The 22,458-nt window shown below is 72.2% G+C and carries 20 protein-coding genes and 2 pseudogenes; 10 read left to right on the top strand and 12 right to left on the bottom strand.

Annotated features, from left to right (window positions below):
* Positions 1 to 94: 94 nt before the first annotated feature.
* Both ACFRQN_RS29385 and ACFRQN_RS29380 read right to left on the bottom strand, forming a co-directional pair.
* Positions 95 to 529, bottom strand: a complete 435-nt coding sequence (locus ACFRQN_RS29385; RefSeq protein WP_380743228.1) for a hypothetical protein — start codon at positions 527 to 529, stop codon at positions 95 to 97.
* Complete coding sequence (locus ACFRQN_RS29380; RefSeq protein ID WP_380743226.1) at positions 513 to 1,412, bottom strand: hypothetical protein; 900 nt, start codon at positions 1,410 to 1,412, stop codon at positions 513 to 515. The genes ACFRQN_RS29385 and ACFRQN_RS29380 overlap by 17 nt, the downstream gene beginning before the upstream one ends.
* A 569-nt stretch (positions 1,413 to 1,981) precedes the next feature.
* On the opposite strand from ACFRQN_RS29380, the gene ACFRQN_RS29375 reads away from it, so the two are divergent.
* A complete protein-coding gene (locus ACFRQN_RS29375) occupies positions 1,982 to 2,470 on the top strand; it encodes a hypothetical protein (protein WP_380743224.1) in 489 nt (162 codons plus the stop codon).
* A gap of 241 nt (positions 2,471 to 2,711) precedes the next feature.
* Here ACFRQN_RS29375 and ACFRQN_RS29370 read toward each other — a convergent pair whose 3' ends face one another.
* Positions 2,712 to 2,912, bottom strand: a complete 201-nt coding sequence (locus ACFRQN_RS29370; protein WP_380743222.1) for a hypothetical protein — start codon at positions 2,910 to 2,912, stop codon at positions 2,712 to 2,714.
* A gap of 1,873 nt (positions 2,913 to 4,785) precedes the next feature.
* On the opposite strand from ACFRQN_RS29370, the gene ACFRQN_RS29365 reads away from it, so the two are divergent.
* From ACFRQN_RS29365 to ACFRQN_RS29345, 5 genes are all read left to right on the top strand, one after another.
* On the top strand, positions 4,786 to 5,283 hold the full coding sequence (locus tag ACFRQN_RS29365; protein ID WP_380743220.1) for a hypothetical protein: 498 nt from the start codon (positions 4,786 to 4,788) through the stop codon (positions 5,281 to 5,283).
* On the top strand, positions 5,280 to 5,789 hold the full coding sequence (locus ACFRQN_RS29360; RefSeq protein ID WP_380743218.1) for a hypothetical protein: 510 nt from the start codon (positions 5,280 to 5,282) through the stop codon (positions 5,787 to 5,789). The genes ACFRQN_RS29365 and ACFRQN_RS29360 overlap by 4 nt, the downstream gene beginning before the upstream one ends.
* Positions 5,790 to 5,822: 33 nt before the next feature.
* Entirely contained in the window at positions 5,823 to 6,080 is a 258-nt protein-coding gene (locus ACFRQN_RS29355) for a hypothetical protein (RefSeq protein ID WP_380743216.1), read from the top strand.
* 92 nt (positions 6,081 to 6,172) lie between these two features.
* Entirely contained in the window at positions 6,173 to 6,604 is a 432-nt protein-coding gene (locus tag ACFRQN_RS29350; protein ID WP_380743214.1) for a hypothetical protein, read from the top strand.
* Between the two features lie 92 nt (positions 6,605 to 6,696).
* Complete coding sequence (locus ACFRQN_RS29345; protein ID WP_380743212.1) at positions 6,697 to 6,897, top strand: hypothetical protein; 201 nt, start codon at positions 6,697 to 6,699, stop codon at positions 6,895 to 6,897.
* 152 nt (positions 6,898 to 7,049) lie between these two features.
* Here ACFRQN_RS29345 and ACFRQN_RS29340 read toward each other — a convergent pair whose 3' ends face one another.
* From ACFRQN_RS29340 to ACFRQN_RS29315, 6 genes are all read right to left on the bottom strand, one after another.
* Entirely contained in the window at positions 7,050 to 7,475 is a 426-nt protein-coding gene (locus ACFRQN_RS29340; protein WP_380743210.1) for a hypothetical protein, read from the bottom strand.
* Between the two features lie 161 nt (positions 7,476 to 7,636).
* Complete coding sequence (locus ACFRQN_RS29335) at positions 7,637 to 9,265, bottom strand: alpha/beta hydrolase (RefSeq protein ID WP_380743208.1); 1,629 nt, start codon at positions 9,263 to 9,265, stop codon at positions 7,637 to 7,639.
* A complete protein-coding gene (locus tag ACFRQN_RS29330; RefSeq protein WP_380743206.1) occupies positions 9,262 to 9,588 on the bottom strand; it encodes a hypothetical protein in 327 nt (108 codons plus the stop codon). The genes ACFRQN_RS29335 and ACFRQN_RS29330 overlap by 4 nt, the downstream gene beginning before the upstream one ends.
* 285 nt (positions 9,589 to 9,873) lie before the next feature.
* The gene (locus tag ACFRQN_RS29325) at positions 9,874 to 10,278 is read right to left on the bottom strand and encodes a DUF6009 family protein (RefSeq protein ID WP_074006193.1); all 405 of its coding nucleotides are present in this window, start codon (positions 10,276 to 10,278) and stop codon (positions 9,874 to 9,876) included.
* On the bottom strand, positions 10,275 to 11,891 hold the full coding sequence (locus tag ACFRQN_RS29320; protein WP_380743204.1) for a phage/plasmid primase, P4 family: 1,617 nt from the start codon (positions 11,889 to 11,891) through the stop codon (positions 10,275 to 10,277). Before ACFRQN_RS29320 ends, ACFRQN_RS29325 begins: the two co-directional genes overlap by 4 nt.
* Positions 11,888 to 12,997, bottom strand: coding sequence for a bifunctional DNA primase/polymerase (locus tag ACFRQN_RS29315; RefSeq protein ID WP_380743202.1), 1,110 nt, complete (start codon positions 12,995 to 12,997; stop codon positions 11,888 to 11,890). Before ACFRQN_RS29315 ends, ACFRQN_RS29320 begins: the two co-directional genes overlap by 4 nt.
* Positions 12,998 to 13,962: 965 nt before the next feature.
* On the opposite strand from ACFRQN_RS29315, the gene ACFRQN_RS29310 reads away from it, so the two are divergent.
* Positions 13,963 to 17,565 carry a hypothetical protein gene (locus ACFRQN_RS29310; RefSeq protein WP_380743201.1) on the top strand — a complete coding sequence of 1,201 codons (3,603 nt, stop codon included), beginning with the start codon at positions 13,963 to 13,965 and terminating at the stop codon, positions 17,563 to 17,565.
* 928 nt (positions 17,566 to 18,493) lie between these two features.
* The gene (locus tag ACFRQN_RS29305; protein ID WP_380743199.1) at positions 18,494 to 19,699 is read left to right on the top strand and encodes a hypothetical protein; all 1,206 of its coding nucleotides are present in this window, start codon (positions 18,494 to 18,496) and stop codon (positions 19,697 to 19,699) included.
* Between the two features lie 286 nt (positions 19,700 to 19,985).
* On the opposite strand, the pseudogene ACFRQN_RS29300 reads toward ACFRQN_RS29305, so the two are convergent.
* A pseudogene (locus tag ACFRQN_RS29300) lies at positions 19,986 to 20,420 on the bottom strand (Uma2 family endonuclease); the annotation flags it as partial.
* Between the two features lie 35 nt (positions 20,421 to 20,455).
* On the opposite strand from ACFRQN_RS29300, the gene ACFRQN_RS29295 reads away from it, so the two are divergent.
* Positions 20,456 to 20,692, top strand: a complete 237-nt coding sequence (locus ACFRQN_RS29295; protein ID WP_380743232.1) for a hypothetical protein — start codon at positions 20,456 to 20,458, stop codon at positions 20,690 to 20,692.
* On the opposite strand, the gene ACFRQN_RS29290 is transcribed toward ACFRQN_RS29295, so the two are convergent.
* A complete protein-coding gene (locus ACFRQN_RS29290; RefSeq protein WP_380743230.1) occupies positions 20,638 to 20,895 on the bottom strand; it encodes a hypothetical protein in 258 nt (85 codons plus the stop codon). The genes ACFRQN_RS29295 and ACFRQN_RS29290 overlap by 55 nt on opposite strands.
* A 49-nt stretch (positions 20,896 to 20,944) precedes the next feature.
* Positions 20,945 to 21,200 (bottom strand): annotated as a pseudogene (locus ACFRQN_RS29285) (NAD-dependent DNA ligase LigA); the annotation flags it as partial.
* Between the two features lie 271 nt (positions 21,201 to 21,471).
* Between ACFRQN_RS29285 and ACFRQN_RS29280 the strand changes: the two are divergent.
* On the top strand, positions 21,472 to 22,179 hold the full coding sequence (locus ACFRQN_RS29280; protein WP_380743197.1) for a DUF6215 domain-containing protein: 708 nt from the start codon (positions 21,472 to 21,474) through the stop codon (positions 22,177 to 22,179).
* Positions 22,180 to 22,458 lie beyond the last annotated feature (279 nt).

The following is a 22,458-nucleotide window of genomic DNA, read 5'->3' as shown; positions in this document are numbered from 1 at the left end:
GGGCTGCTTCCCCCTATCCGAGGCGGGGGGGGAAGCAGCCCTTCGGCGCGCTGACGATCCACGCGCGCTGGCCCGCTGGATCATGCCACGCTGGTCAGCGCCTGCGCCGGACCGTCTGGTTGCACCGGATCACCAGGTCGTCGACTTCCTCGGCGAACTCCGGTGGCGTGCCGCCCGATCCGCAGCAGGACGGCTTCGTCCGTTCCCCGGTCGGCGGTGCATCGAGGCCGCAGAGCTTCCACAGCCGGGTGTAAATGTTGCGCTCCGCGTCGTTCTCGTCGTGCGGGCCGACCGCCACGATCCACGCCACGCCCTCGTCGTCGAACGACACGACGGTGCGTAACTGGCCGAACAGGTGCTTCACGCACAGCCGGTCGACTGGCGCGGTGCCGGTGAGCCGGTAGTCCAGCGCGCGGCAGCCGCGCTGGGCCAGGTCGATCACCCAGGTTTCGAAAGACTTCTTCCCCCGGCCCCGCAGGAGGTTCGCGTCGGCCAGGCCGACGGTGGTGAACTTAACGGTCGTCGTCACCGGATTCCTCGTCGTCCGAGCTCTGGGCCAGGTAATCCTCCAGGCTGACGCCCTCGCCGCGCCGCACCTGCTCCAGACTCTCCTGGAGCCGCAGGTCCTCGAGGACCCGCTGGTCCTGGAGCCGCTGCCACACCGCTTCGGCGAGCCCGCGCTTCTTGCCAGCCGCACGCAGGTCGTCTACGAGGACCTTGACCTCGTAGAGCCCCCGCGGGTCGACCATCTTCACGGTGGTGCCAGGGGACTCAACCAGCGTCAGCAGACCGGCCTCGGCCCAGCCGTCGACGGTTCGTCGCGACAGACCGAGGATCTGGGCAGCCACCGACACCCGTACAGGCCTAGCGTCTTCGAAAATGCTGGTCTTTGCGGCCTCGATGTGCTCTATGGCGCCGGGGCTGTCGCCGGCCTCGGTCGCCGAGACGGCGGCGTCCAGTTCGGCAACGACCGCCAGTAGGTTCGTCCCGGCCCACTGCCATGGAGCCCGCTTGATCACCATGCTGTCGAAGGCCTGCTGGTTGCCACGGCATGTGTCGAGGAGGTGCAGGATGCGGTTGTCCAGGTGCTGCTTGGCCCGGATATTGCGGGCCGTCGAGCTGTGCCGGAAGGCCCTGCCCGGGGACAGGACCAGCGAGGCGCGCAGGTCGTCCCGCAGGGCTCCGCGCTCGGCTGGCCGCGCGTTGAGGTGGCTCAGCCAGGACGAGGTGAACTCCGCGAGGGTGTTCCTGTCTAGCGATTCGAGGAGGTCGCAGGTGAACAGCCACATGAGGGTGGTTACGTCCTGCTCGCGCGGGCTGAGGTTCTTCAGCGCCGTGACCAGTGCGTCTGGGGCGTGGTGCGATGAGCCATCCGTCGGGGGAGCGCCGGAGTTGGTCTTCGTCTTGGACAAGGTTCCGCCCTTCGTCGCGTTACTGCCCATTATCGCCCCCAATCGAGCAGTAGCAACGCGATTCGTCGGGCTCGACGGACCCCACGGACCCTGTTTCAATCCCAGATGCCGAGCCGGTGCCGGGTGGTGATCCGCCCTCCCCCGGGTGCCCGGGCCGCGTACCCGGTCAGGGGGTGTCACCGACCCAGTCCCAGCGGGCCGGGACCGCGGCGGGCCCCGGCCCGGCGGCGACCGGCGGACGACGAGGTCGACGGCCGGCGGGACCCCGGGTCGGCCAGAGCGGCCGACCCGGCGAGCGGGCTCCTGGTGCTGGGCGGCGACCCGATACAGCGGCCAGCGCTGCCCCGCGCCCAGGACCCGGTACAGCACGGACCGTCCACGCCCATCCAGCACCCGCTCAGTGCTCGACGCAGGCGGGCATGCGGACGGACAAAGCCACAGGCGGACGGGAGTGCTGACGCCCGAAACCCGCCAGCGCCCCCGGAGGACCACACGCTGGCTGAAACTGCGCGCCGCAGTCCCGCACGCGAGTCTCGCTTCCCGCCTCCCAGCCTTGGCAGCATCACCCCATGAACTGGATATCGCTCGCCGGTACCGCACTGGGAGCCCTGATCGCGCTGCTCGCCACCTCGCTCAACGACCGCGTGAAGTGGCGGCGGGAGCAGAGTGCCAGCCACCGCGCACTGTGCCAGCAGACCTACGCCCGCTTCCTCGCCGCACTCACCGATGCACACGAACGCATGCGCACCGAAGCGCGAACCGACCATCAGAGCGCAGAAGCCCGCGCCACAGCGGTACTGGAGGCCTTCCACACCTCGGGCTGCTACCCGCTGCGCTACGAGCTGGCGATCATCGCGAGCCAGCCGGTCCTGGACGGCGCGGAGGAGGCCTTCAAACTCATCCGCCAGGTACGCGACCTGCTGGCCGCCGGGACGGGCGTGGAGGCCCCCGAGTACAAGGAGCTGCGGTACGCCTACGGGCCCGTGCTGCGGAATCTGCAGGCCCGAATGCGCGCCGAGCTCGGCTCCGACGAGGTGCAGTTGACGGGGGGCGGCTGACCACCACAAGTCGGACGTCCGCACGGGGCAGCGCCGCCGGTGGGACGAGGCGCCGGCCATCGCCGGGAGCAGCACCGGACCGCCCGCGGTGGCGGGCCGCGCACGCGGTGCTGTGGGACGAGTTCTGGGCCTCGCTGTCCGGCGAGGACTGGGTCATCGCCCGTAGCCGGCCCCAGCACGTCGACGGCGGGGCAACGGCGGCGGCATAGCTGCTGTCGGTCGGCGGTGCTCGGCGGCCGGACTACCGCAGGCGCAGGTTGCCCTTCGCGTCCACGATGATGGTCAGCTCTCCGTCGAGGTTGTCCCGGAGGATCTTGGCGAGCTGCGCCCCGTCGAAGGGATGCCGGGGAGGGGGGAGCACGGCCCCGGAGCCGGACGGCTCCACCACGCTGTCGCCCCAGGTGGAGTCGAACAGGAACGCGTCAGCGATCGTGCGCGCCATGGTGATCCCTTCTACGAGATGGCCAGGCGATCACCATAGGTCCCGCCCATGGCCTGGCGGAAGAGCCGCCCGCGCCCCCACTGCGTCAACTCCGCGCCCGGCCGTAGGCTCTCGACGGCCCGGCGGAAATCACCCCGGACGAGGCCGGCGGGCAGCCCACCACCGCCCACGACGACCTCCTCCCCACCCGCCGCGCGCGGTCGGCGGCCACGGCCCAGCAGGAACCCCGGGGCACGATCGGTGCGGCACGGCCGAACCGCGATGCCACGACGGGCGCGGCAGAGCCCGGCCCCGGTGACAACGACGGAACCGCCCGGGCACGGCAGGAGGCCGGGGCACGGATCACCGTCGTCTTCGACGACGGTGATCCGGACACCCACCCCTGATCACCGAGCGCCTGGCCGACGCCCAGGCGCGAGCCGGCGACGCGCCGATGGAGCCCGGCCTGGTCGGTGAGGTCGGCGACGCGCTCACCACCACCGAGGACGAGCTCGTCGCCGTACCGGGGCGGTCTGCGACGTCGGCCAGAACGACGGGCTCGTCCTCAGCCCAACATCAGCCCCTATTTGATGTTTCCTCGGACGACCGCTGCGTACCGCTCACCCAACTTACTTCGGACCTTCTCAAGGTGGGATGCAGCTCGAGCCACAATGCTTGAAGACGACGGTTGGACACGGGATGTTACCCACCAATCCGAGTCCGGCCCACCAGTGGCGATCTCCGCCCTGAGCAAGGTGTCGATTTCGGTCACATGCTGCACGAAAGCCTGTGCCCATTCCTGTTCATCTGGCAGAAGGAACGGCAAGCGCCGGAGCAGCAGAAGGTTGACCTGCATCAGCTGCCCAGTCCCTGCTGGGGTAATGGCAGGGTCTCTGTCACTCGCCATGGACCCGCGAAGGCCTTCCTCAAGAGCCAACAAGGCCTCCCAAACCTCTCTCAGGGCCTCCACTCGTTGGCTATGAAAACTCGCTCGCGCGTCGCGGGCCTGCGCACGCTGCCACTGCCACAACCCTGTTGTTGTAGCCAAACCCGTCCCCAGGAAAGTAAACACACCGACCAGGACCGTGTCCGAGACCATGAAGGTGAGATTACTAAGAGCGACAGTCGACCCAGAGGAGAATGTCAAATTTGGCCGGTGAAATTGTCGAGCCCAGCTGATGGCCAGGCGCCTCGGTGGTCCGTTCAACCGCTGCGCAGCGGTCCTCAGACGGTGAGCTTGCGGTGCAGCGGGTCGGCAGTGCCGGGCGGGTTTCGCCTCGCGTCCGACAACGGTGTCGCCGGCGGGGCGATAGTCCGGACCCGGCGGGCCGACGGGCGAGGACATAGGGGTCTGCGGCACGGCCCCGCCGGGTTGTCCCGGGCCGTGCCGTGCTTCGGTGACGGTGGCACGGCGAGTGCGGCACGGTCGCGGGGCGGGGGCGTACCGGTGCGCTGGCCTGCGGCGGAACGTTCGGCGGGGTGAAACTTCCTGGGTGTGCGGGGCAGAACTCACGGGGCCGTTCGGTGCTCTGTTGGCTGGTCAGTGGGTGCGGTGGTGCCCGGCGTCGGCGGTGGGTGGGGTGGTGGGCGTTCCCGTGGTGATCGAGCAGCCGCAGCGGTCGGACCGTCGATGCCCGGGCCGGCCTCTGGAGGCGGACGCGAAGACTCGGCCGGGCACGGGCCAGCCGCTCAGGCGTACAGGTGGCGGTCCAACAGGCGTACCTGATCCGTAGTCACCACGGGACAGAGAGTATCGGCCCCGGCGGTCCCGCTGCCGAGGTTCCTCGGATCGCCACGGCAGCGGGACCAGCCGGCCGAGCGCCTCCGCCCCGCCCCGCGGCATGGCAGCCGGCCCGGGCCGTGACCGCCTGCACGCCCAAGCGGTTGCACCGGTATGACGTCCTCTCCGCTGTCCTGGCTGCCGATCCCCTCCTCGCTCGACGCCGAGCCCGAGCCCGCACCACCCGGGGAGGAGCTGACCGAACAGGAGCGCGCCGGGCTGCAGGTCGCCGCGGCCGCCGGCGAGAGGGCGGCGGCCTGGGTGCGGGAGCTGGCCCGCCGGCAGCCGGTCGAGGTCCACGCGCGGGTGCTGGAGCTGACCGCCGAGGCGATCGAGCAGACCTGCACCCGCGAGATCATCCCCAGCAACGACAACGAGCTCGCCACCGAGCTGCGCTACCGCTTGGACGGCGGTGTGCTGCTCGGCGCGACCAGCCTGGAGACGCTCCCGGAGCTCACCGGCGGGGAGCGGATCGCCTTGGCCGCCGTCGCCGCCCTCGCCCTGGCGATGCCGGGCACTGCGGTCACCTGGTACGAGCGGGAGCTACCGGCCCTCGCCCAGGTGATGGACGACGCCGTCGCCGCCGGCCGCGCCGCCCAGCCCGGCCGGTGAACCCCGCCAGCACCGGATCGCGGCCCGGCCGGGCCCGCCGCGCGCTCGGCCCCCGCGCCGACCGGGTCCTGACCGACACCCTCCGCGCGCCCCGCACCCCGCCCCCGTGGTCGCCGGCCGCCGTCGACGCCGCGCTGCGCACCGCCCTGGCGGAGTTCGAGCGGCGGGCCGAGCGGTGGCGGGACGCCTTCGAGGGCCTGGACGAGGACGTGCTGGCGGAGGCCGCGGGCGAAGCCCGCTCGTTCGGCGCCGACCCGGACGCGGCCGTCGACCGCCTGGTGGGCGAGCTCCGGCAACAGCTCGCCGACTGGCAGGGCGCAATCGGCGAACTCAGCCGCGCGCTCACGGCGGCCGCGCAGGACCGGCCGCTGCCCGAGTGGACCGCCGACGCCGGACGCACCGAGGACGTCCGCCGGCGCCAGGCCCGCCAGGCGCTGCTGGAGGCCATCGCCCGCCACCACCACGGCCCCCTGCCGGACGAGGAACCCGACGACCGGCCATGGTGATCACCGGCGTCCGGGGCGCGGGAGAATGGCCGTGTGACCAGCACTCAGCCCCTGCCCAGGGGCCTCAACTCCTTGATCCCCGACGCCCGCGCCCAGGCCACCCCCGGCGAGCGCGCCGCCTCCCAGCTCCTCCACCTGCGCGAGGCCACCGTCCCGGTGCCGGTCCTCGCCGCGGCGGTTGAGCTGATCGCCCCTCAGCTGAAGAGCGAGGACCCGGCGACCCGGGAGGCCGCCGCCGCCGTCCACGCCCTCCTTGTCTCCGCCATCGAGGGCTCCGCCCCGGGGCGGTAGCCGCCTGCCCGCTGCCGGCTGCGCTGTGCCCCCTGCCGAAGGGCGCTGTCCTACCGGACGGCACCCGGTTCCAGCCGTCGGAGGCCCAGCGGGTGGTTGTCACCGCCCGCGCCGTCCTCGCCTGGCTCGGCAGCGGGCCCGGCTCCCCGCTGGACTCCTGGCTCGACCACGCCGTGCTGCCCGAGCCCGCCGTCACCGAGCTCGTCACCGCCCTCGCCCGCGCCGGCGCCCATGACCGGGCCGACGCCCTGCTGGCCGAGCTCGCCGTCCTCGGAGTCCGCCAGCCCGGCCCTGCCAAGCACCGCGCCACCCTCGCCGCCGACACCGCCGCCGCCTTGGAGCTCACCGCCCGGGCCGCCTCCGCCGGCGTCGACCTGACGATGCCGGACGCGCTGTGCACGGCGGCCGCCCACCGGCTCGGTATCCCCCTGCTCGCTGCCGACCTGCTACCCGCCCAGGGCGACGTCGCAGAGGTGCCCGACGAGCAGGACCTCCGGGTTCCGGGGCCGGCCCCGGAACCGTAGCAAGGCCACGACGGCCGTCCTGGCCCTGACCTGTCGAAAAAGCAGCCCGGCCGGTCCTGGGGAAGCAGGGGGGTATTCCGCAGGACCGGCTGGTGGGAGGCAAGCGGCGCCGGAAGGACGGCTGGCTCACCGATCTGGGCGAGGAGCTGGCGGGCGCGGGCGGCGTCCAGCTGGCCGGCCACGACGTGGTCCAGGACCTCCAGGACGGCCGGCACCTCGATCAGGGCGCCCCACCTCGGCAAATGCCCGCGCTCGGGCGGCCCGTCCTCCCGGGAGTCCCCGCGGCGCCATGACCCGCGACCCGCTCCGGCACGCCCTCGAGCAAACAGGGCACCGGCACGGCCGCCTCGTAGCATCGTCGCCGTGCTGCCCGCGGAATGAAACGGCGAGGCCGCCCTGGCTGGGCGGCCTCGCCGTTGTCATGTCGTGCTGTGGGGGGCTGGCGTCAGGACGCAGGGGACGACGTTTCAGGGGGAGGAAGTAGGCAGGGGGTGATGACCCGCAGGTACATGCGGTCCGCGGTGCCCGAGGTGGACGCTGTCGCTGAGTAGCGGCTGCTGGGGTGGAAGGCGTCGATGAGCGCGTCCGGTTTGCCGTCCACGGTCTCGCGGTAGCTCTTCACCGTCAGGCCTTCGCCGGCCAGCATGTCGCGGACCTTCCTGACCGCGTCCGGGTGCTGGGCACGCGGCACCGTGCTCTTGACGCTGTACATCAGGATGTACCGGTCGTCGGAGGCGGTTTCGCCGTTCCTGCCGGTGCAGGGGGTGAAGAGCGCGTCGATGGTCGACGCGTCGGTCTGGATCCCGGCGGTCTGGGCCATGTGCTCGGTGATCTGTTGCGCCCAGGCTTGAGCGTCGGCCTTGGATTTCACGGGTGGTGTGTCACTCCTGTCGGCGGGATGGGCGGACGAGCATCCGCTGAGTACCGCGAGCAGGAGCCCAGTGGCGGTGAACCACCGGGGGGTGCGGGATACGCTGGCAACCATGGTGCTCCTGAGTCGCCGGTCGGCGGTTGGTCGGACTGGTTTCGGGGTCAGTGCGGGAGTTGGGGGGCGAGCGTCGGCGGGCGGCCCGCGATGATGCGTCCCTGGTTGGCGAGGCTTTCACTTGCCCCGTTGGGGCCCATGTCCCAGTAGCCGCCGTGTCCGCTGGTATCGATCTGGATGCGTTGCCCGTCGAAGTCCCTGAACTGGGGAGCGTCGCCGAGAACGGTGCCGGTGACCGCCTGGATGAAGTCGTCCTTGGCCGTGCCGACCCAGACGTGCTTCGGGTCCACGTTGAGCTGCCACGCGCCTTCCACCCCCATGCCAGGGCTGCCGAGCGCGAGGAGGTCGTTGGCGTTCGCCCCGCCGTCGCGCGCGGCCACCCCGACGACGTAGCTGCCGTAGCTGTGCCCCATCAAGGTCAGATGTGAACAGGTGCCGTTCTCACCCTCGGCGACCCGCAGGCCCTTGGTGAAGTTACGCAGCAGGGGTGCCCCGGCATCCCCGCGGTCCCCCTCAGCTACCGAGCCGTCCAGCCAGTTCGGTGTCTCGTAGCCCAGCCACGAGACGACGGCGACGTTCTGGCCGTCGGATTCGTCCTCGGCGGCCTTCTGCAGACGCCGGATGTGGTCCATCTGCCCCGGCACCCCGGCGAAGACCGTCCCGGTGCCCGGCACGAAGACCGCCGTGTGCTGCGCCTTGTCGGGATTGCCCGTGGAGACGATGGCCCGGCCGTTGTGCGCCTCGGGGTCGAGTCCGAGCAGGAACATCCTGTGCGGCTCCGGGTTTCCGTCAGAAGCCGTCAGCTTCTTCTGGATCTCCTCCAAGGCCTTGATCCGCGACTTGTACTCGTCTTCGTCGATGCCGAAGTCGCCGGGCTTCCCTGTCCGGTAGGCGTCCAGCTTCTCGTCGAGCACCAGGCGGTTCGCCTCGTCCCGGACAGTGGTGGGAAGGCCGTCGAGCCCGCCGATCTTGTCGGGGTGCAGGGCCAGGTAGGCCTCCTGCTGTTCCGGGGTGAGCCCCTTCCACCACGCAGCGGACTTCTCCGGGTCCTTGCCGTCCGGGATGTACGGGTCGACCAGTCCCAGGTCCTGCATCGCGGCGGCGGCGGCGTTCTTGGCCCCGGCGAGTGCGCCGTTCACCCGGGTCGGGTCGAGGGCATTAGAGCTGAGCCGGCCCAGCGCCGTGTTGCCCTGGTCGCTCGCCGTCTGGGCGTCCTTCAGCGCGGTGTTGATCCGGTCCTGGAAGCTCTTCATCTCCGAACCGAGCTGTTGTCGTGCTTTCTGCGCCTCCGGGTCGTTGTGTTCGCCCTTCCCCTCGGGTGGGAGGCTGACGGCACCGTCGGCGGACACGTTCAGGCCTGCGTCCACCGCGCGGTTCACAGCGTTGGTGAGGTTGGTCTGCGCCTGGTAGATCCGGTCGGCGACGGTGTTGAGCACCAGAGCCGCGGTGTCCGCCTCCATCTTGACGATGTTCAGCTGCTGTTCCGTCTTCGCCATGTACGAAAGCGCGGCCTTGGCGTCGTCGCCCTCCCAGTTGCCGGCCAGCGGGCCGTTGACCTGGCTGCGGTGCCGCTGGCCGGTGCTCTCCGCGGCGTGTCCCAGCGCGGTCCAGGCCTTCGCGGCGTCGTGCAGTCCGTGCGGGTCGAACTTCACGAGGAGTTCGTAGAGCCCGCTCACCTGGCCCCCTGCGGTGCGGTGGCCCACGCACCGGCGACCGCGCGGTCGTTGTGCTCGTGCGCGGCGGCATTGGCGTTCAGGTTGGCCGCCGTGTCCGCGAGGCGCTGGCGCAGGTCGCCGAGCGGCTTGGACCAGCCGGTGCCCAACTGCGCCAGTCCGCCGGCGATCGACCAGCCGGCGAGCTGGCCGGAGACGGTCTCACTGGCGGTCACCGCGTTCTGGACGGGCGTGCCCAGTTCCTCCCCCAAAGCCTTCGCGATACCTGCAGATGCCTGCAGATCCGCCGGTTGGACCACAACCCTGCCAGTGGCGTTGTCACCCATGCGGGCTCCCCTCCCCGAAGATGGACGCGCAGTCCCGCTCCCCCGCAGGACGCTAGACCTGCTGTGTGCGCTACGCATCCGTACAGATACTCAGATGCTACGGGCCGCAACACGGTCCGGCCGAACCCCTTGGCCAATCCCTCCGTCCTGCCCGGGTCGAGCTGCCGCCGAACGGGGTGGGCGCTGGGGGTGGGTGTCCTGTCTTGCGGCTGGTCGGTTTGCCGTCGGTGGAGCCTGTCTTTCCCACGGCCGGGCAGCCCGGTACACCATCGGGTGCCGGGGGCGTCAGGCTTTCGGGAGCGTTATTCCGAGTTCGAGCATGGCGGGTGAGGCGGGGCCGCCTTCGGAGCGCTCGGTCTTGTAGCCCTTGATGCCGGGGGCGACGGTGCGCGGGTCGACGGCTTCGGAGGGGGCTCCGGTGGAGTAGAGACCGTGGGGTTCCTGGTCGCGGTCGTGGGGCAGGAGCCAGAAGACGCGGCGGCGGAAGGTGCCGGAGGCCCGGGAGGACTTGGCGTCGGGGCCGAGGAGCGCGTAGCCGACCATGCGGCCGTCGCGGTGGTAGGCGGGGCGGCTGCGGCGGCTGGTGAGGCGGTCGAGGGATTGGCGGACGTAGTCGAGGTCGGTGGTGTCCTCGAGCCAGACGAGGTCGGTTTCGTGGGCGAGCTCGGACGGGTCGATCAGCGCGCTCACGTCGGCTGCTCCTCTGTGTCGTCGGTGATCAGGCCGATGCCCGGGTAGAACTTACGCGAGTTGGACAGGACCATCTCCTTGGGGGAGGTCATACCCAGTGTCTCGCGCACTCGTGCGGCGAACGCGCGGGCGGAGACCGGGTTGGACCCCTCCGAGCCGCACCAGCGGGTGTAGGCGCCGTAGAGCTGGGCCTGCTCGGCGCGCATCCCGTCGCCGATCCGGCAGGCCTCCTTGAGGAAGCGGCCGACGTGGTCCTCGGTCTCCGCGTACGCCGTGGTGGCGGTCTGGACGGCTTCCGGGCCGGCCAGGTTCTTGTCGCCGGCGAAGTAGCGGCGGGCGCCCTCGATGAGCCAGGCGAGGATGCCGGGGCCTTCCTCGGCGACGAGGACGTACGCCAGGTTGTCGATCTTGCGTTCTTCGGGGACGACCCGTTCGAAGGGGATCAGGCGCATCCTGCGCCAGAACGCGAAGCCGCCGGTGCCCACCTCCGGGCGGTGGTTGCCGAGCAGCCACAGCTTGTGGGTGGGTGCGAAGGAGAAGAAGTCCTGTCGCATCCTTCTGGCCTTGATCTTGTCGCCGCCGGTGAGCAGTTTGACGCGGGCTTCGTCGAAGCGGTCGCCGGGCTTGAGTTCGGAGCAGACGATGATGCGTCGGCCGTGGAGTTCGGCGAGGTCGGTGGGGTGGCCGTCGAAGGTCTTGGCCATGAGGAAGCCGGGCGGCGCGGCGTCCGCGTAGTCGCCGAGGAGCTGGATCATGACGTCCAGGAGGACGGACTTGCCGTTCTTGCCCTGGCCGTAGAGGAAGGGCATGACCTGGGCGCCGACGTCGCCGCTGATCGAGTAGCCGAGGAGCAGGTGGAGGAAGTCGCGGGTCTGGCGGCCGTTCTTGTCGTCGCCGAAGGTGTCGGTGAGGAAGCGGTCCCAGCGCGGGGTGGGCATGCGGGCGGGCGCGAGGGTGGTGGAGCGGGAGTGGTGGTGGCGGGTGGGGTCCGGGGCGGCGATCGTCCCGGTTCGCAGGTCGACGACGCCTCCGGGGGTGCACAGGGCGTAGGGGTCGGCGTCCAGCAGGGCGGCGTTGAGGACCATGCCGGGGGCGGACTTCGCCTGGGCGAGCATCGCGTTCATGCCGGAGGTCGACAGCGCGCGGCGGCGGTGGCGGCGCAGGTCCGAGTTCGTGTGGATGCCGCGCGGGTCGTGGGTGGAGATGGCCTCGGCCATCTCTCCGGCGGCCCACAGGACGGTGTCGTCCTCGTCGATCTGCCAGCGGTGCGTGGCCCACCGGTACCAGCCCAGGCCGGGGACGTGGCGGTAGTCGCCCCCGTAGAGGTGGACGAACAGTTTGGCGTTGCCGCGGTCGGACAGGGAGTCCGGCAGGAGGCCGTGTGCGGTCGCCTCGGCGCCGGCGGGTTCGGGCTGCCGGGCGGTCATCACGGGTGCCGTCGTCATGGGGGCGGGCACCGCCGGCGCGGGCGGTGGCTGGAAGTCAAGCAGGCTGTCCTGCACCGCGGCGGCGGACTGCGGGGGAAGGACCCCGGGGATGCCTTGGTGGGCCAGGATGTGCTGGGCGGCCCTGACGGGGTCGAAGCCCTGGCCGGGAGGGATCATGTCGTTCATCCCCGCGCCTCCAGGTGCAGCGGCCGGCGGGCGCCGGCGGCGAGCCCGGCACGGATCACGGTGCGGTTGTGTCGGTCCCGCGCGGGGCGGGCGGCGAGCGCGGCGGCGAGAAGCGTCTGCTCGGCTTCGGTGTGGGTGAGGTGGCCGGCGGCGGCGAGGCCTCCGGCGGTGAAGGCGGCACGGTTGAGTTTGCCCGTGAAGCCGGTGCCCTCCGGCGCGGCGGCGCAGTTCGCCACGTCCTGCAGGAGGGGTTCGAGCAGTCGGTTCGCCCCGGTTCGCCCGCCGCCCGCCGCGAGGACGGCTTGGCGCGCCCGCGGGGGCGCTGCGGGCTGGACGGTGGGCAGCGGGACGGGCTTGTCCTTGAGGTGGCCGGTGCGCACCAGGTTGTCGCTGAGCCATTGCGGGAGCGGGGCGGGGGTCTTCGCGCCTGGGAGGGGGTCGTAGGTTCCGGTGTGGGTGGTGGTGCCGGGGGCGACGATGAAGCCGCCGTGGGCGCGGACGTCGACCTGCCAGGCCAGGGCGCGGGTGCTGGAGGATCCGGTGGAGCAGGTGAACCCGAGGCCGGCGTGGTCGAGGTACCAGATGTGCAGGCCTCCGGACGGGGTGCGTACGCGCAGGGTGCCGGTGTCGGTGGTCGGGTCGTCGGCCTGGTGGAGGGCGGCCAGGAGCGCGAGGCTGTGGTAGCCGGAGGCGAGCCCTTCGAGGGGGACGTCCTGGTGGATCGGGATGCCGGGCAGGATCCGGTCCCGGGCGGGGACCGCGTCGGTGTGGGTGTCCACGTCGAGGACGACGAGGCGGGCGGGACCGCAGGCGACGCCCGCGCCGAAGCCCGGGTTGGTCTTCCACCAGGCGTCGAGGAGGCCGGGGTCGAGGGTGGCCGCGTGGAAGCCGTGGCACCAGCGGCCGGCTGCGTGGCACTGGCAGGCGTCGGCGGCGTGGGCGTTTGCCTGGCAGGCGGGGCAGTTGGCGGGTGGGGTCTTGCGGCCGGGGGCGAGCGGGTGCACGGGCCAGCCCTGAGCCGCGCACCACTGGGCGACGGCCAGCGACCGGGGCTTTCTGCCCGGTCGGTCGCTTCGGTCGCTCCCCACGGCCTTCGGCGCCGTCACGCTGGTCCCTCTCCTATTCTCGATCGCTGCTCGGTGTTCGGTCGCTGGTTGGTTCGCTGGAATAAAAGACCAGGTCAGAGGCTCACCATCGATGAGACAGCGACTGAAGCGACTCAAGCCCAGAACATAGCCCAGACAGACTAGCCGAGTGCGGAGCCGGAGTCGGGCAACCCGTGGGGGGCTCTACGGCCAGCGACCGAGCCGAGATCCAGCGACTCAGCACCGTTGGTCGCTCCTTCCGCAGGAACCTGTATTTCCGCAGGTCAGGCGACTGATCAGGAAAGATCAGCGACTGAAGCGACTCAAGCTCGGGTCTATGACGCACACGCGCACACGCGAATGTCCTCATATACCGGACCTTCAGTCGCTTCGGTCGCTGATCCGTATCCGAAAGGCCCTCTGACCTGCATGTTTTCACAGCGACTGAACGGCAGCGACCGAAGCGCCCCTGGCCCCTCGCAGGGTCGCTTCCGGCGTGTCGCGCACACAGGTCACGGGTGAACACGGTTCTTCGGTCGCTTCGGTCGCTGCCGTTCAGTCGCTCGGGGGTCCGGGTGCCCCGACCCTTCCCTCCGGGCACCCGGGTCACCGCCACGTACAGGTCCCCCGCAAACTCGAACGAGGTTCAGGCTTTACCGCCTCCGGAGGTCACCGCGCCGAAAAGAGAGGAGCGCGTCGGCGTCCCTGACGGCGCACTGCTGGCCGCTGACCACAGGTCCGGGCCTACGGAGTGTCGTCCCCCAGGAAGGCCTCGGCCTGCGTGGCGAGGTCCTCGGCCACGCTACGGCCCGGCGCTCCTGGACCCAGGGGGCGAGTTCGCGAGCAGTAGGGCGGCGAGATCCCCGTGCTGCCGGAGCCGGGCACGGTCCTGGTCACCGCGGCCACCGGCAAGACCTTCAGGGCCTGATGCCGCTCACCCCGGCCGCCGAAGCCGTGCCCGGCAGGGAAGTTGCTAGCGTGGCCCGGTGACCCTTCACGGTGCGCCCGGCACGGGCATCGACGCCTCCCGGCTGGCCGAGGGCTCCCTCACCGCCGACGCCCTCACCGCCATGGGCCCCAACGGGCTGCGGGCGCTCGGACACCTCCGGGACGCCCGGCAGAAGCTCGCTGAGCCCGGCCGCTGGTCGCAGCCGATGGAGAGCGTGCTTGCCTCCTGCCGGTCCGCACTCGACAGCCTCCTCAAGGAAGCCGGCGAAGACTTTGAGGGGCCGCGCGACGCGCAGGAGCAGGTCAACCGGGAGGTCGAGGCGCTCCTGAAGAAGCCGGCCGGCATGACGGGCCCACTGGAGAAGCTGCACGCCGTGCTCGACGGCGCGGCCGACGTGCCCGACGCCCTGGAACCGCGGGCTGGCATCGGGGCCGGAGTCCAGCGACTGATCCGGATGCCAGCCGAACGGCTTCCCGTGCCAATCGATCCGAGGCCCGAGTACGACGCCGAGCGTGACTTCCTCGCCGCCGTCGCCCGGCTGGAGACCCTCCCTTCCAGCTCGGAGGAGCAGCGGGAGCTCGTGGCGGTACTGCGCCGGCTGCAGCAGGCCCGGCGGGACTCCGGCGCGGCCGCGCGCGCCGCCCTGCCGGATGCTCTGGCCGGGCTGCGTGAGGCCTTCGCGTACCGGGTCCGGGAGCAGCAGGACGGCGGGGCGTTTCGGCGGCGTCAGCTGACGCAGATCGTCCGGCAGCGGACGGGGACGGCCCCCGGCGACGGCGAGCAGGAGGCCTTCGCCGCGTGGGCGCGCTTCTATCGGGCGACGTCCGGCGTGCTGCACGGCAGCTCCGGCGACGGGGAAGAGAGCACCCGCCGGCTGTTCGCCGACTTGGTGGCGCACGTCGAGCAGCTCGTGCTCGACCTGCCCGACCTGGCCCCGCTGCTGGTTGCACTCGTGCACGCCGAGGCTCCGACCGTGGAGGACGCCGAGGCGGTGGCCGCGCTCCAGCAGCCGCGCGCGGTCCGGTACTTCTTCACCCACGCCGTCAGCCCCGGGTGGATGGACCTGATCAGCGCCCGGCGCCTCCTGCCGGAGGCCGCTCGCTGGCCCGCCCAGCCCTACCTGGATCGGGTCGCCACGGTGGACCCGCAGCGTGCCCTGGCGTGGCTCACCGCGAACAAGGACGCCTTCGAGCAGGCCGAGGAGCAGGTGCTGCTCGGCCTGCTGCAGGTGGCCCGCCGGATCGGCGGCCCCTCGACGGGCCTGGTGCGCGCCCTCCTGGCGACGGACGACGCTCTGCGTGATGTCCGGTGGAGGTCGACTCTGGCCGTCTGGCTCGCCGACATCCCCACTGGTCAGCGCGACCTGCCCTGGGTCAAGGTGGCCGAGCGCGTTCTGCTGCACGTCGTGGAGCACTCGGCGGAGCAGCGCTGGGAGCTCCAGCAGCAGCTCGCCGACCTGCAGGAGGCGGCTTACGACCAGGACGGGCCCCGGGATGCGGCGATCGTCCGGGCGGTGCGGCGCGCCTCGGTCGCGGTGGCGGACGCCGCGCTGGCCTCGGAGCCGGAGCTCGGCGACCTCGATGAAGCGGATGACCTGCGGCAGACCGTCACCGCCCACGACTTCGGCCCGTCCGTCTCCCGGATCGCGGTGCGCGCCCTGCTCGACCTCGCCCGCACGGAAGCCGGCCACGCAGTCGCCCTCGCGCACCGCACCGCTGGGTGGGCGAGCCTGCCCGGGCCCCGGCGCTGGTCTGACCGCATCATGGCCGCGCACCTGCTGGAGACCGCACCCCTGGACGACGGCGAGGCGGCCGAGGTGTGGCTGACGGCCGCCCGCGACGTCCTCTCCCGGATCGGCACCTTCGAGCAGGCCGGGTCCGACGCCGTGGACCTGGTCGCGGCCGCCCTCGACCGGTGCCCGCCCGACGACCTGCCCGGCCTGGAGGACCTGCTGCGCCTCGCGCTCGGCCCGGCACCGGACGGCGCCGCCCTCGAAGCGGGCCGGCTCGCCCTCGCCAACTGGCCCGCGACCGCGGCGCCCGTCGGCTGGTCGACCGTGTGGACCCTGTCCCCCGTCCTCCCGGCACCGGTCCTCGCGCCGTGGCAGGACATCGTCGACGCCGTGGCGCAGCTGCTCGGCCCCGCCCCGCGCCGACCGCTCCCCCGCATCCGGTTCAGCCCCTACCTCGACAGCCTCACCGCCACCGCCCAGGACCTAGAAGCCGTGTCCGCCGCCCGCGGTGCGACGGCCGCCGCCGAGGACCTCCTCGCGCGCCTGCGTTTCGGCGCGCTGTCCCCCGACTACGCCCGCATCGTCGCTGGCCGGCTCGTCGCCACCGACCCGGGCGCGTGGTCCGCCGACGTCGCGGCTGTGACCGACGCCCTTGAGGACCCCGTCCTGCAGCACGGCTACCTGTCCGCGTTGCGCACCCCGCTCACCGCCGATCCGTGCCCGCTCCCCGACCCGGCGCAGACCTGGCGGACGGTCGCCGAGGGACTGTGGACGCTGACCGGCGACCCCGCCGTCGGTGGTCAGGCGCAGCTCACCCTGTGCCTGACCACTGGCGAGGCGTGGACCCGCGGCGTCGACCTCGGCCCGGTGGAGCAGCCGGTCGCCCGGTGGCTGGCCGCCGTCGTCGCCGACTGGACCGCGCCGACCTCCGCCCCTGCCGCGGACCCGCTGAAGGCCGCGCACAGCACGGTCGGCGGCACGGCGCTCGACACCGTCATCCGCTGGGGCCTGGCCCGCGCCGAGGCCCCGGCTGAACTGACCCCCGGGGCCGCAAGGGTGCTCGGCGAGATCCTCGACGCCGGCACCGACGACCGTGCCCTGGCCGTCGTCGGGCACCACCTCCCCACCCTGCTGACGTGCGCACCCGGCTGGGTCGAGCAGCACCGGGAGCAGCTGTTCGGCCTGGAGCGTCCGTACTGCCCAGCGCTTGCCGCCATCGCCTCCCGGCACGGGGTGGACGACGTGGCGATCGAGCTGGTGCGACACCTCGCCCCGGACCAGCTCGCCGGGCGGCTGTGCCGGGGCGACGGCGTCGACCGGACGGTGCGGGAGGCGTGCGCGGGCCTCCTGCTGCTCGACCCGGCCGCGCTCGGGGGAACGCGCCCGTTCCTCGACCGGCTCGTCGCGGCCGACGGCGGCCCGGCAGCGGTCTCCCGGTTCCTCGGCGCGGCGGAACGGGTTGTACCGCGCACCGCCACCACGGCGAACCGGCCGATCTTCGACAACGCGGTGGTCTTGTGGCGCGACGTCCTCGATCTCGATATGCCCGCCGAGTCCGGGCACTTGCACGGCGCGGGAAAGTTCGTCTACGCCCAGGCCCTTGACGACACGGTATGGCTGGAGCTGACCGCACTCACCGTTGCCCGGACCCCGGCGATCTCCAACGCCGACTCCGTCGCCCGCCGCGCCGCCTGCCATCCGGAATCGCAGGACGCGCACCACATCGTCGCCGGCCTGCTGGCCCTGTGCGACGGAACGGTGCCAACCGCCCTCCCCGACTACCGTCTGGAGGAGATCAAGCGCGCGGGCATCGCACTGTGGACCTCCGGCGCTCCCGGAGCACCGGGCCGTCACGAGCTCGGCACGGCCCTCGCGCGGCATGCCGATTTCTTGGAGGCTGTCGTCTGATTCGCAGGGTTCGGGGGAAGGGCCGGAGCAGCACGTGCCCTGCACCTCCAGGCAAAACTGCCCTTACTCGGAGATTCGTCGCCTGGTCGGGTCCTCCCCGCGCCCACGGGGGTTGGTCGCCGACCCAACAGTACGGCGGCGAGGTAGCCGTCGGCGACGTCCTGCGCGAAGCCGTCCGCTGCGGTCCGGCTCACACCCGAATCGGCGGCGACCCGCGTCGGAACGGCGATCGCGGCGCCGAGGCCAGCAGCACGGCGCGCCACGACGTCGTGGATGTAGACAGCGGCCCGGGTAGGCCACCGACAGCGTCCCGCCGCTGCGGTCACCGGCCGCCGGTCGGAGGCGAGCGCGGCCGAGCGGCGGAGGGACACCCTCGGAGGGATGGCCAAGGGTGTTTGGCCGAGGCCGCCATCGAGGTTCGCCTTCGGGACCGGCCCGGCCGACACCGTGAACGAACAGGTGCGCGGCCTGCTCGGACACCTCGGCCGTTGACAGGACGCGGTGGGTGGGCCATGCCGGGAGCTCACCACGACCACGCGGGCCGTCCACCGCCCGAGCGGACCGCTGGGCACCGACTCCGCCGAGGACGTCCGCTGGCACGAAGTTCTGCCGCCCCTCCCGGGATCGCCCCGCTTCCGCGGTCCCGCTGCTTACCGGCCCCCGCCGTACGTCAGCCGCGCTGTACAGCGGGCTTGGACGCGGAGTCGAGAGCCGCCTCAAGCGTGCGGGATCGCCTCGTTCGGGGAGGGGTCGGGAAAAATTCTTCGAACCGGCCTGCAACCCCCCGGCGGGATGGACGTCTATCAGGGTGAGAGGCGGGGAGAGCGAGCCGGCGGAGCCGGGGGGCTCGGGCCGGTTCCTCGGGGCGCGACCGTAGGCGCCCGCTCATTCGATCACCACCATCACCATGTCCTTGGGGGACTGTCACATGAACGCGTCCGTTATCGCCCGTATTGCGAAGATCGTCCCGCTGGCCGTCGTCACCGCCGTGGGGATCGCGGCCTGCGGCCCGACGAACGGCGAGGCGTCCGTCGCCGCCTCCGCTCCCGCCTCCACCCCCGCGGCCACCTCGTCGGCCACCCCCGGCGCGGGCGCCGTCCCGACCGTCCCCGCCCCGGCCGCGCCGACCACCGAGGCCGCGCCGACCACCCCCGCCCCGGCCGCCGCGGCGCCCGCGGCCGGGGCCGCCAAGGCCGAGGCCAAGCCCGTCGCGAAGGCGCCGGCCAAGCCCGCCGTCAAGCCCGCGGCCAAGCCCGCCGCGCCGAAGGCCGGCCCCGCCGAGTCCGGCGGAAGCGGGATCGGCATCACCTTCGGCGGCCTGAACGAGGGCGGGCAGATCGAGCTCAACGGCCTGGTGTCCTTCTCCGTGACCTGGAAGAACAACGACGCCACCGGCACCCGCAGCGTCGCCCCGGTGGTGGCCACCCAGCAGTACGAGGGCGCGCCCTGCAGCCGGATCATCGCGACGGCGGACGGCACCCTGGAGCGCAAGGACGCCTTGGGCTGGAAGAAGCTGGAGCTCAGCCAGGGCACCGGGATGGACTACGTGATCAACCGGAAGGACGGGGCCTTCACGCTGGCCGCCGGTGAGAGCCGGACCATCGAGTACCGGATGCGGCTGTCCACGGCCAACCGGCCGGGGCGGATCACGATCGAGGCGGACGCCCCCGTGCCGAACTCCACGGACTACCAGGGCATCGCGAAGGCCGAGCTGAACGCCACGGTCGTCGACCACAAGAGCCCGGTGGTGAGCGGCGTGACCACGTCGAGCCCCAAGGTCGGGACGACTCCCGCCGACTTCGGCTTCGTGGTCGACGCGCCGCAGGGCACCGCGGACCTGCACCCCGTGGTGGCCGTGTCGAGCGCCTCGTGGCTGACCCCGGACGACGTCACGCTGGAGGTCATGGCCGGCGGCGCGTGGAAGCCGGTCGAGCTGCGCGAGGCCTGCGACGGTCTGACCGCGGTCGCCCCGACCGGGCTGGAGGTCAACCGGAGGGGCGACTCGGCCGAGTACTCCTTCCGGATCACGATGAAGAAGGCCCCGCAGTACGACGTGGAGGTCCAGGTGGGCGCCCAGGCGAACGGTCACCAGGCCGCCCGCCGGCCCGCCTTCGACCCCCAGGGCCGCCGGTAACGGACGCCCGCACCGGAGCCGAAGGGCCCGGCCTCCCACTGCTCGGGAGGCCGGGCCCTTCACCGTGGCCGCGGACCGATCCGTGCTCCGAGTCGTCTACGGCGTGGCGGGACGGCAGCAGGGGCCGGTGCGGTGCCGGTCGACGACTTCCCTATCGTCCTTGCCACCTCGGCTGGGCTGTGCCGGCCGTCCTGCTACCGACGCCGTACGGGCAGCACGGCGGCCTGCCAACGTGCCGATGGTCGGGCCCCTCCCCGGGGTCCTGCCATCGTGGGGTCGTGCGGTACTACCGGCGCAGCCTCGCGGGGTCGAGGTCGAGGGGCAACGGCTCGGTGAGCTGGGTGGTCTCGCCGACCTGGACGAGGCGGTCGACGTAGATGCCGCGCTCGAGGTGGCCGAGGTAGAGGCGCGGGGCGGGTTCGAGTTCGAGGCGCCAGTAGTGCGGGATGCCGGCGGCGGCGTACAGCGACGGCTTCATCTTCTTGTCGGCGACGCGGGTGGAGGGCGAGGCGATCTCGATGGCCACGACGATGTCGTGCGCGCTCAGCGTGGTGCTGGCCTCGGCGGCGGCCGTCGCGTCGGCGACGACCAGGTCCGGGATCAGCAGCCCGTCGGGCACGACGATGTTGACGGCCTCCAGCACCTCGAACGGCGCGCTGGCCGCGGTGACGGCGGTGTCCAGGAGGGCCCAGAGGCGGGAGCTGGCGTGTTGGTGCGGGACGCCGGGGCTCGGGCTCCGACGCCGCCCGCGCCAACGTGCTCTCCGCTAACGGCGGCTTCTACCGGTACGCGGTGAAGACGAAGGCGCTGAGCACCGGCGACTCGTTCGCCGACGTCCTGCGTCCGGCGGTCGACCCGGACCACTCCGCCACCGAGGGCCTGACGTCGGCCGAGAACCTGCGGCTGGTCGAGGCCGCCCGGGCGCGCTCGAAGCGGGCCTACGCCGTCGTGCTGTGCCTGTGCAGAGGCGACGAGCGCAGGACGCGCCGGTAGCCGGCCGCACCGCCACCCCGCAGGGACTCCAGATAGAACACCTTCAGGATCACGGCGAGCTCTGCCTCGGTGACATCCACGCTGCGCTGGCTGGAGCCCTCCACGGTCCGCGCCCTGGCGATCGCCGCGCCCAGCAGGTCGACGTCGGCCCAGGGGAGGAGGCCGGCCTTCGCGTCCTCGCAGACGGCGTGGAGAAGGGGCAAGTCGAAGGCACGCACGCTGATCGTGGTATCCGGCACGCAGTCGTCCAGCGGCGATCCGACGGGACATCGTCCGCCCGGCGCGCGCACCGAGGGCGCAGGAAACCGGACTGAGCGGCTGGGACCGGGCGGCTCCGATCGCGGCGAGCAGGCCGTCGGGTACCCGTCCCGCCCATCCGCTCCAGACCGAGAAGCCGCTCACAGGTCAGGGCGACCAGGGCGGCGAGGTCCGCGACCAGGCCGGCTTCAACGAGCCGGACGGCCCGGGTGCCGCCGAGGCCCTCGATGTCGAGCCTTCCGGCGGCGGCATCGGCGGCTTCAAGCACTCCCCCATGGGGCCCCTTTGTCCAGGGCGGGTACGACCGGGTCCCCCTGCCCGCGGCTCCCCGCAGGGTGGTACGGCGCGCGGGAACGGCAAGGGAGCACGGTGTCAGACGCACCGATTCGGCACTGCTGCTGGGGCGTCGAGGGAGTGCTCCGGCGGCTGAGCCGCCGCCGCAGCCGGGAATACCCGCAGGCCAGAGGCCTGATAGGGACACTATGATCACGATCGAATTGTTCGTACAGAGGGGTTCAGACGTGGAAACCGACAACGTCGCCGTCGAGAAGGTCGAGAAGGAGGCCAAGCGGGATACCGACCGGGCAGGCCTCAAGGTAGCCGCCGCAGCCGGCGTGCTCGGCGCGGTGCTGGCCGGACTATGGGGCACCGGACAGCTCTCCGGACCGACGAACCCGACCGAGCAGGCCAAGCCGACCGAACCGGCTCGACCGGTCGCCTGCACGCCCCCTGAACCGAACGACCCGCAGCGGACCGCGACCCTGTGCGCCGCGCTGAACCGCCCCGACCTGCCCACCCTGCTGGGCACACCGACCGACCCCGTCGTGACCGCGCGCCCGATACCGAACAGCTTCCAGTGGAAGCCGACTGCGGAGGTGCGCCTGCGGCACTCGGCCGTAGCCCTCGCGGAGGGCTACGCCTCGATCGACGAGAAGTTCGGGATGCACTCGGAATCCACCACGAAGACGACCGTCCTCGGCCACCCCGCTGCGATCTACACGACCGGCACGTTCAACTTCGCCCCCGAGCACGACGAGAACGGGAAGCCGGTCACCGTGCCCGGGCCCGACGCCCAGACCCTCATGGTCGCCCAGGACCCCACCGACTACCTCGGCCCGATCTTCGAACTCGCCGTCATCCGGCAGGACGGAACCGGCATCGACCACGAGACGCTGACCCGGCTCGCCGAGACCGTACTGCCGACCATCCCCGGCTGGGTCGCCACCTGACGCAGCGCCCGGTGCAACAGCACCGCCCGACCGCGGCCAGCCGCCGCGGGGCCGCTTCGCCCAGTGTCCTGTGGTGGGCGGGAACACCGCGTCCCAGACCGGGTTGTCATCGGCGTGCTCGGTCTGCCCGATGCTCTCGCACCCCCAGCGCCGGTGGGCGCCGGCCTCGGCGCGGCCGCGCCCTGGTGGTCAGGCTGGATGGTCGCTCGGTCCTCCCCGATGTGGCGCGCTGCGTGGTCGACGCCAGCGGTCGGCGGCTGCCGATCGGGACGGCCTCAC

This window comes from Kitasatospora sp. NPDC056800, from assembly GCF_042789775.1.
Lineage (GTDB): Bacteria > Actinomycetota > Actinomycetes > Streptomycetales > Streptomycetaceae > Kitasatospora.
The sequence above is the reverse complement of the archived record's forward strand: the minus strand, read 5'-3'. Positions and strand labels throughout refer to the sequence as shown.

Coding starts and splice junctions, on each gene's coding strand:
- ACFRQN_RS29375 (WP_380743224.1), top strand. CDS start 1,982: ATGAACTGGATATCGCTCGCCGGTACCGCACTGGGAGCCCTGATCGCG.
- ACFRQN_RS29370 (WP_380743222.1), bottom strand. CDS start 2,912: ATGGCGCGCACGATCGCTGACGCGTTCCTGTTCGACTCCACCTGGGGC.
- ACFRQN_RS29365 (WP_380743220.1), top strand. CDS start 4,786: ATGACGTCCTCTCCGCTGTCCTGGCTGCCGATCCCCTCCTCGCTCGAC.
- ACFRQN_RS29330 (WP_380743206.1), bottom strand. CDS start 9,588: ATGGGTGACAACGCCACTGGCAGGGTTGTGGTCCAACCGGCGGATCTG.
- ACFRQN_RS29320 (WP_380743204.1), bottom strand. CDS start 11,891: ATGAACGACATGATCCCTCCCGGCCAGGGCTTCGACCCCGTCAGGGCC.
- ACFRQN_RS29305 (WP_380743199.1), top strand. CDS start 18,494: ATGAACGCGTCCGTTATCGCCCGTATTGCGAAGATCGTCCCGCTGGCC.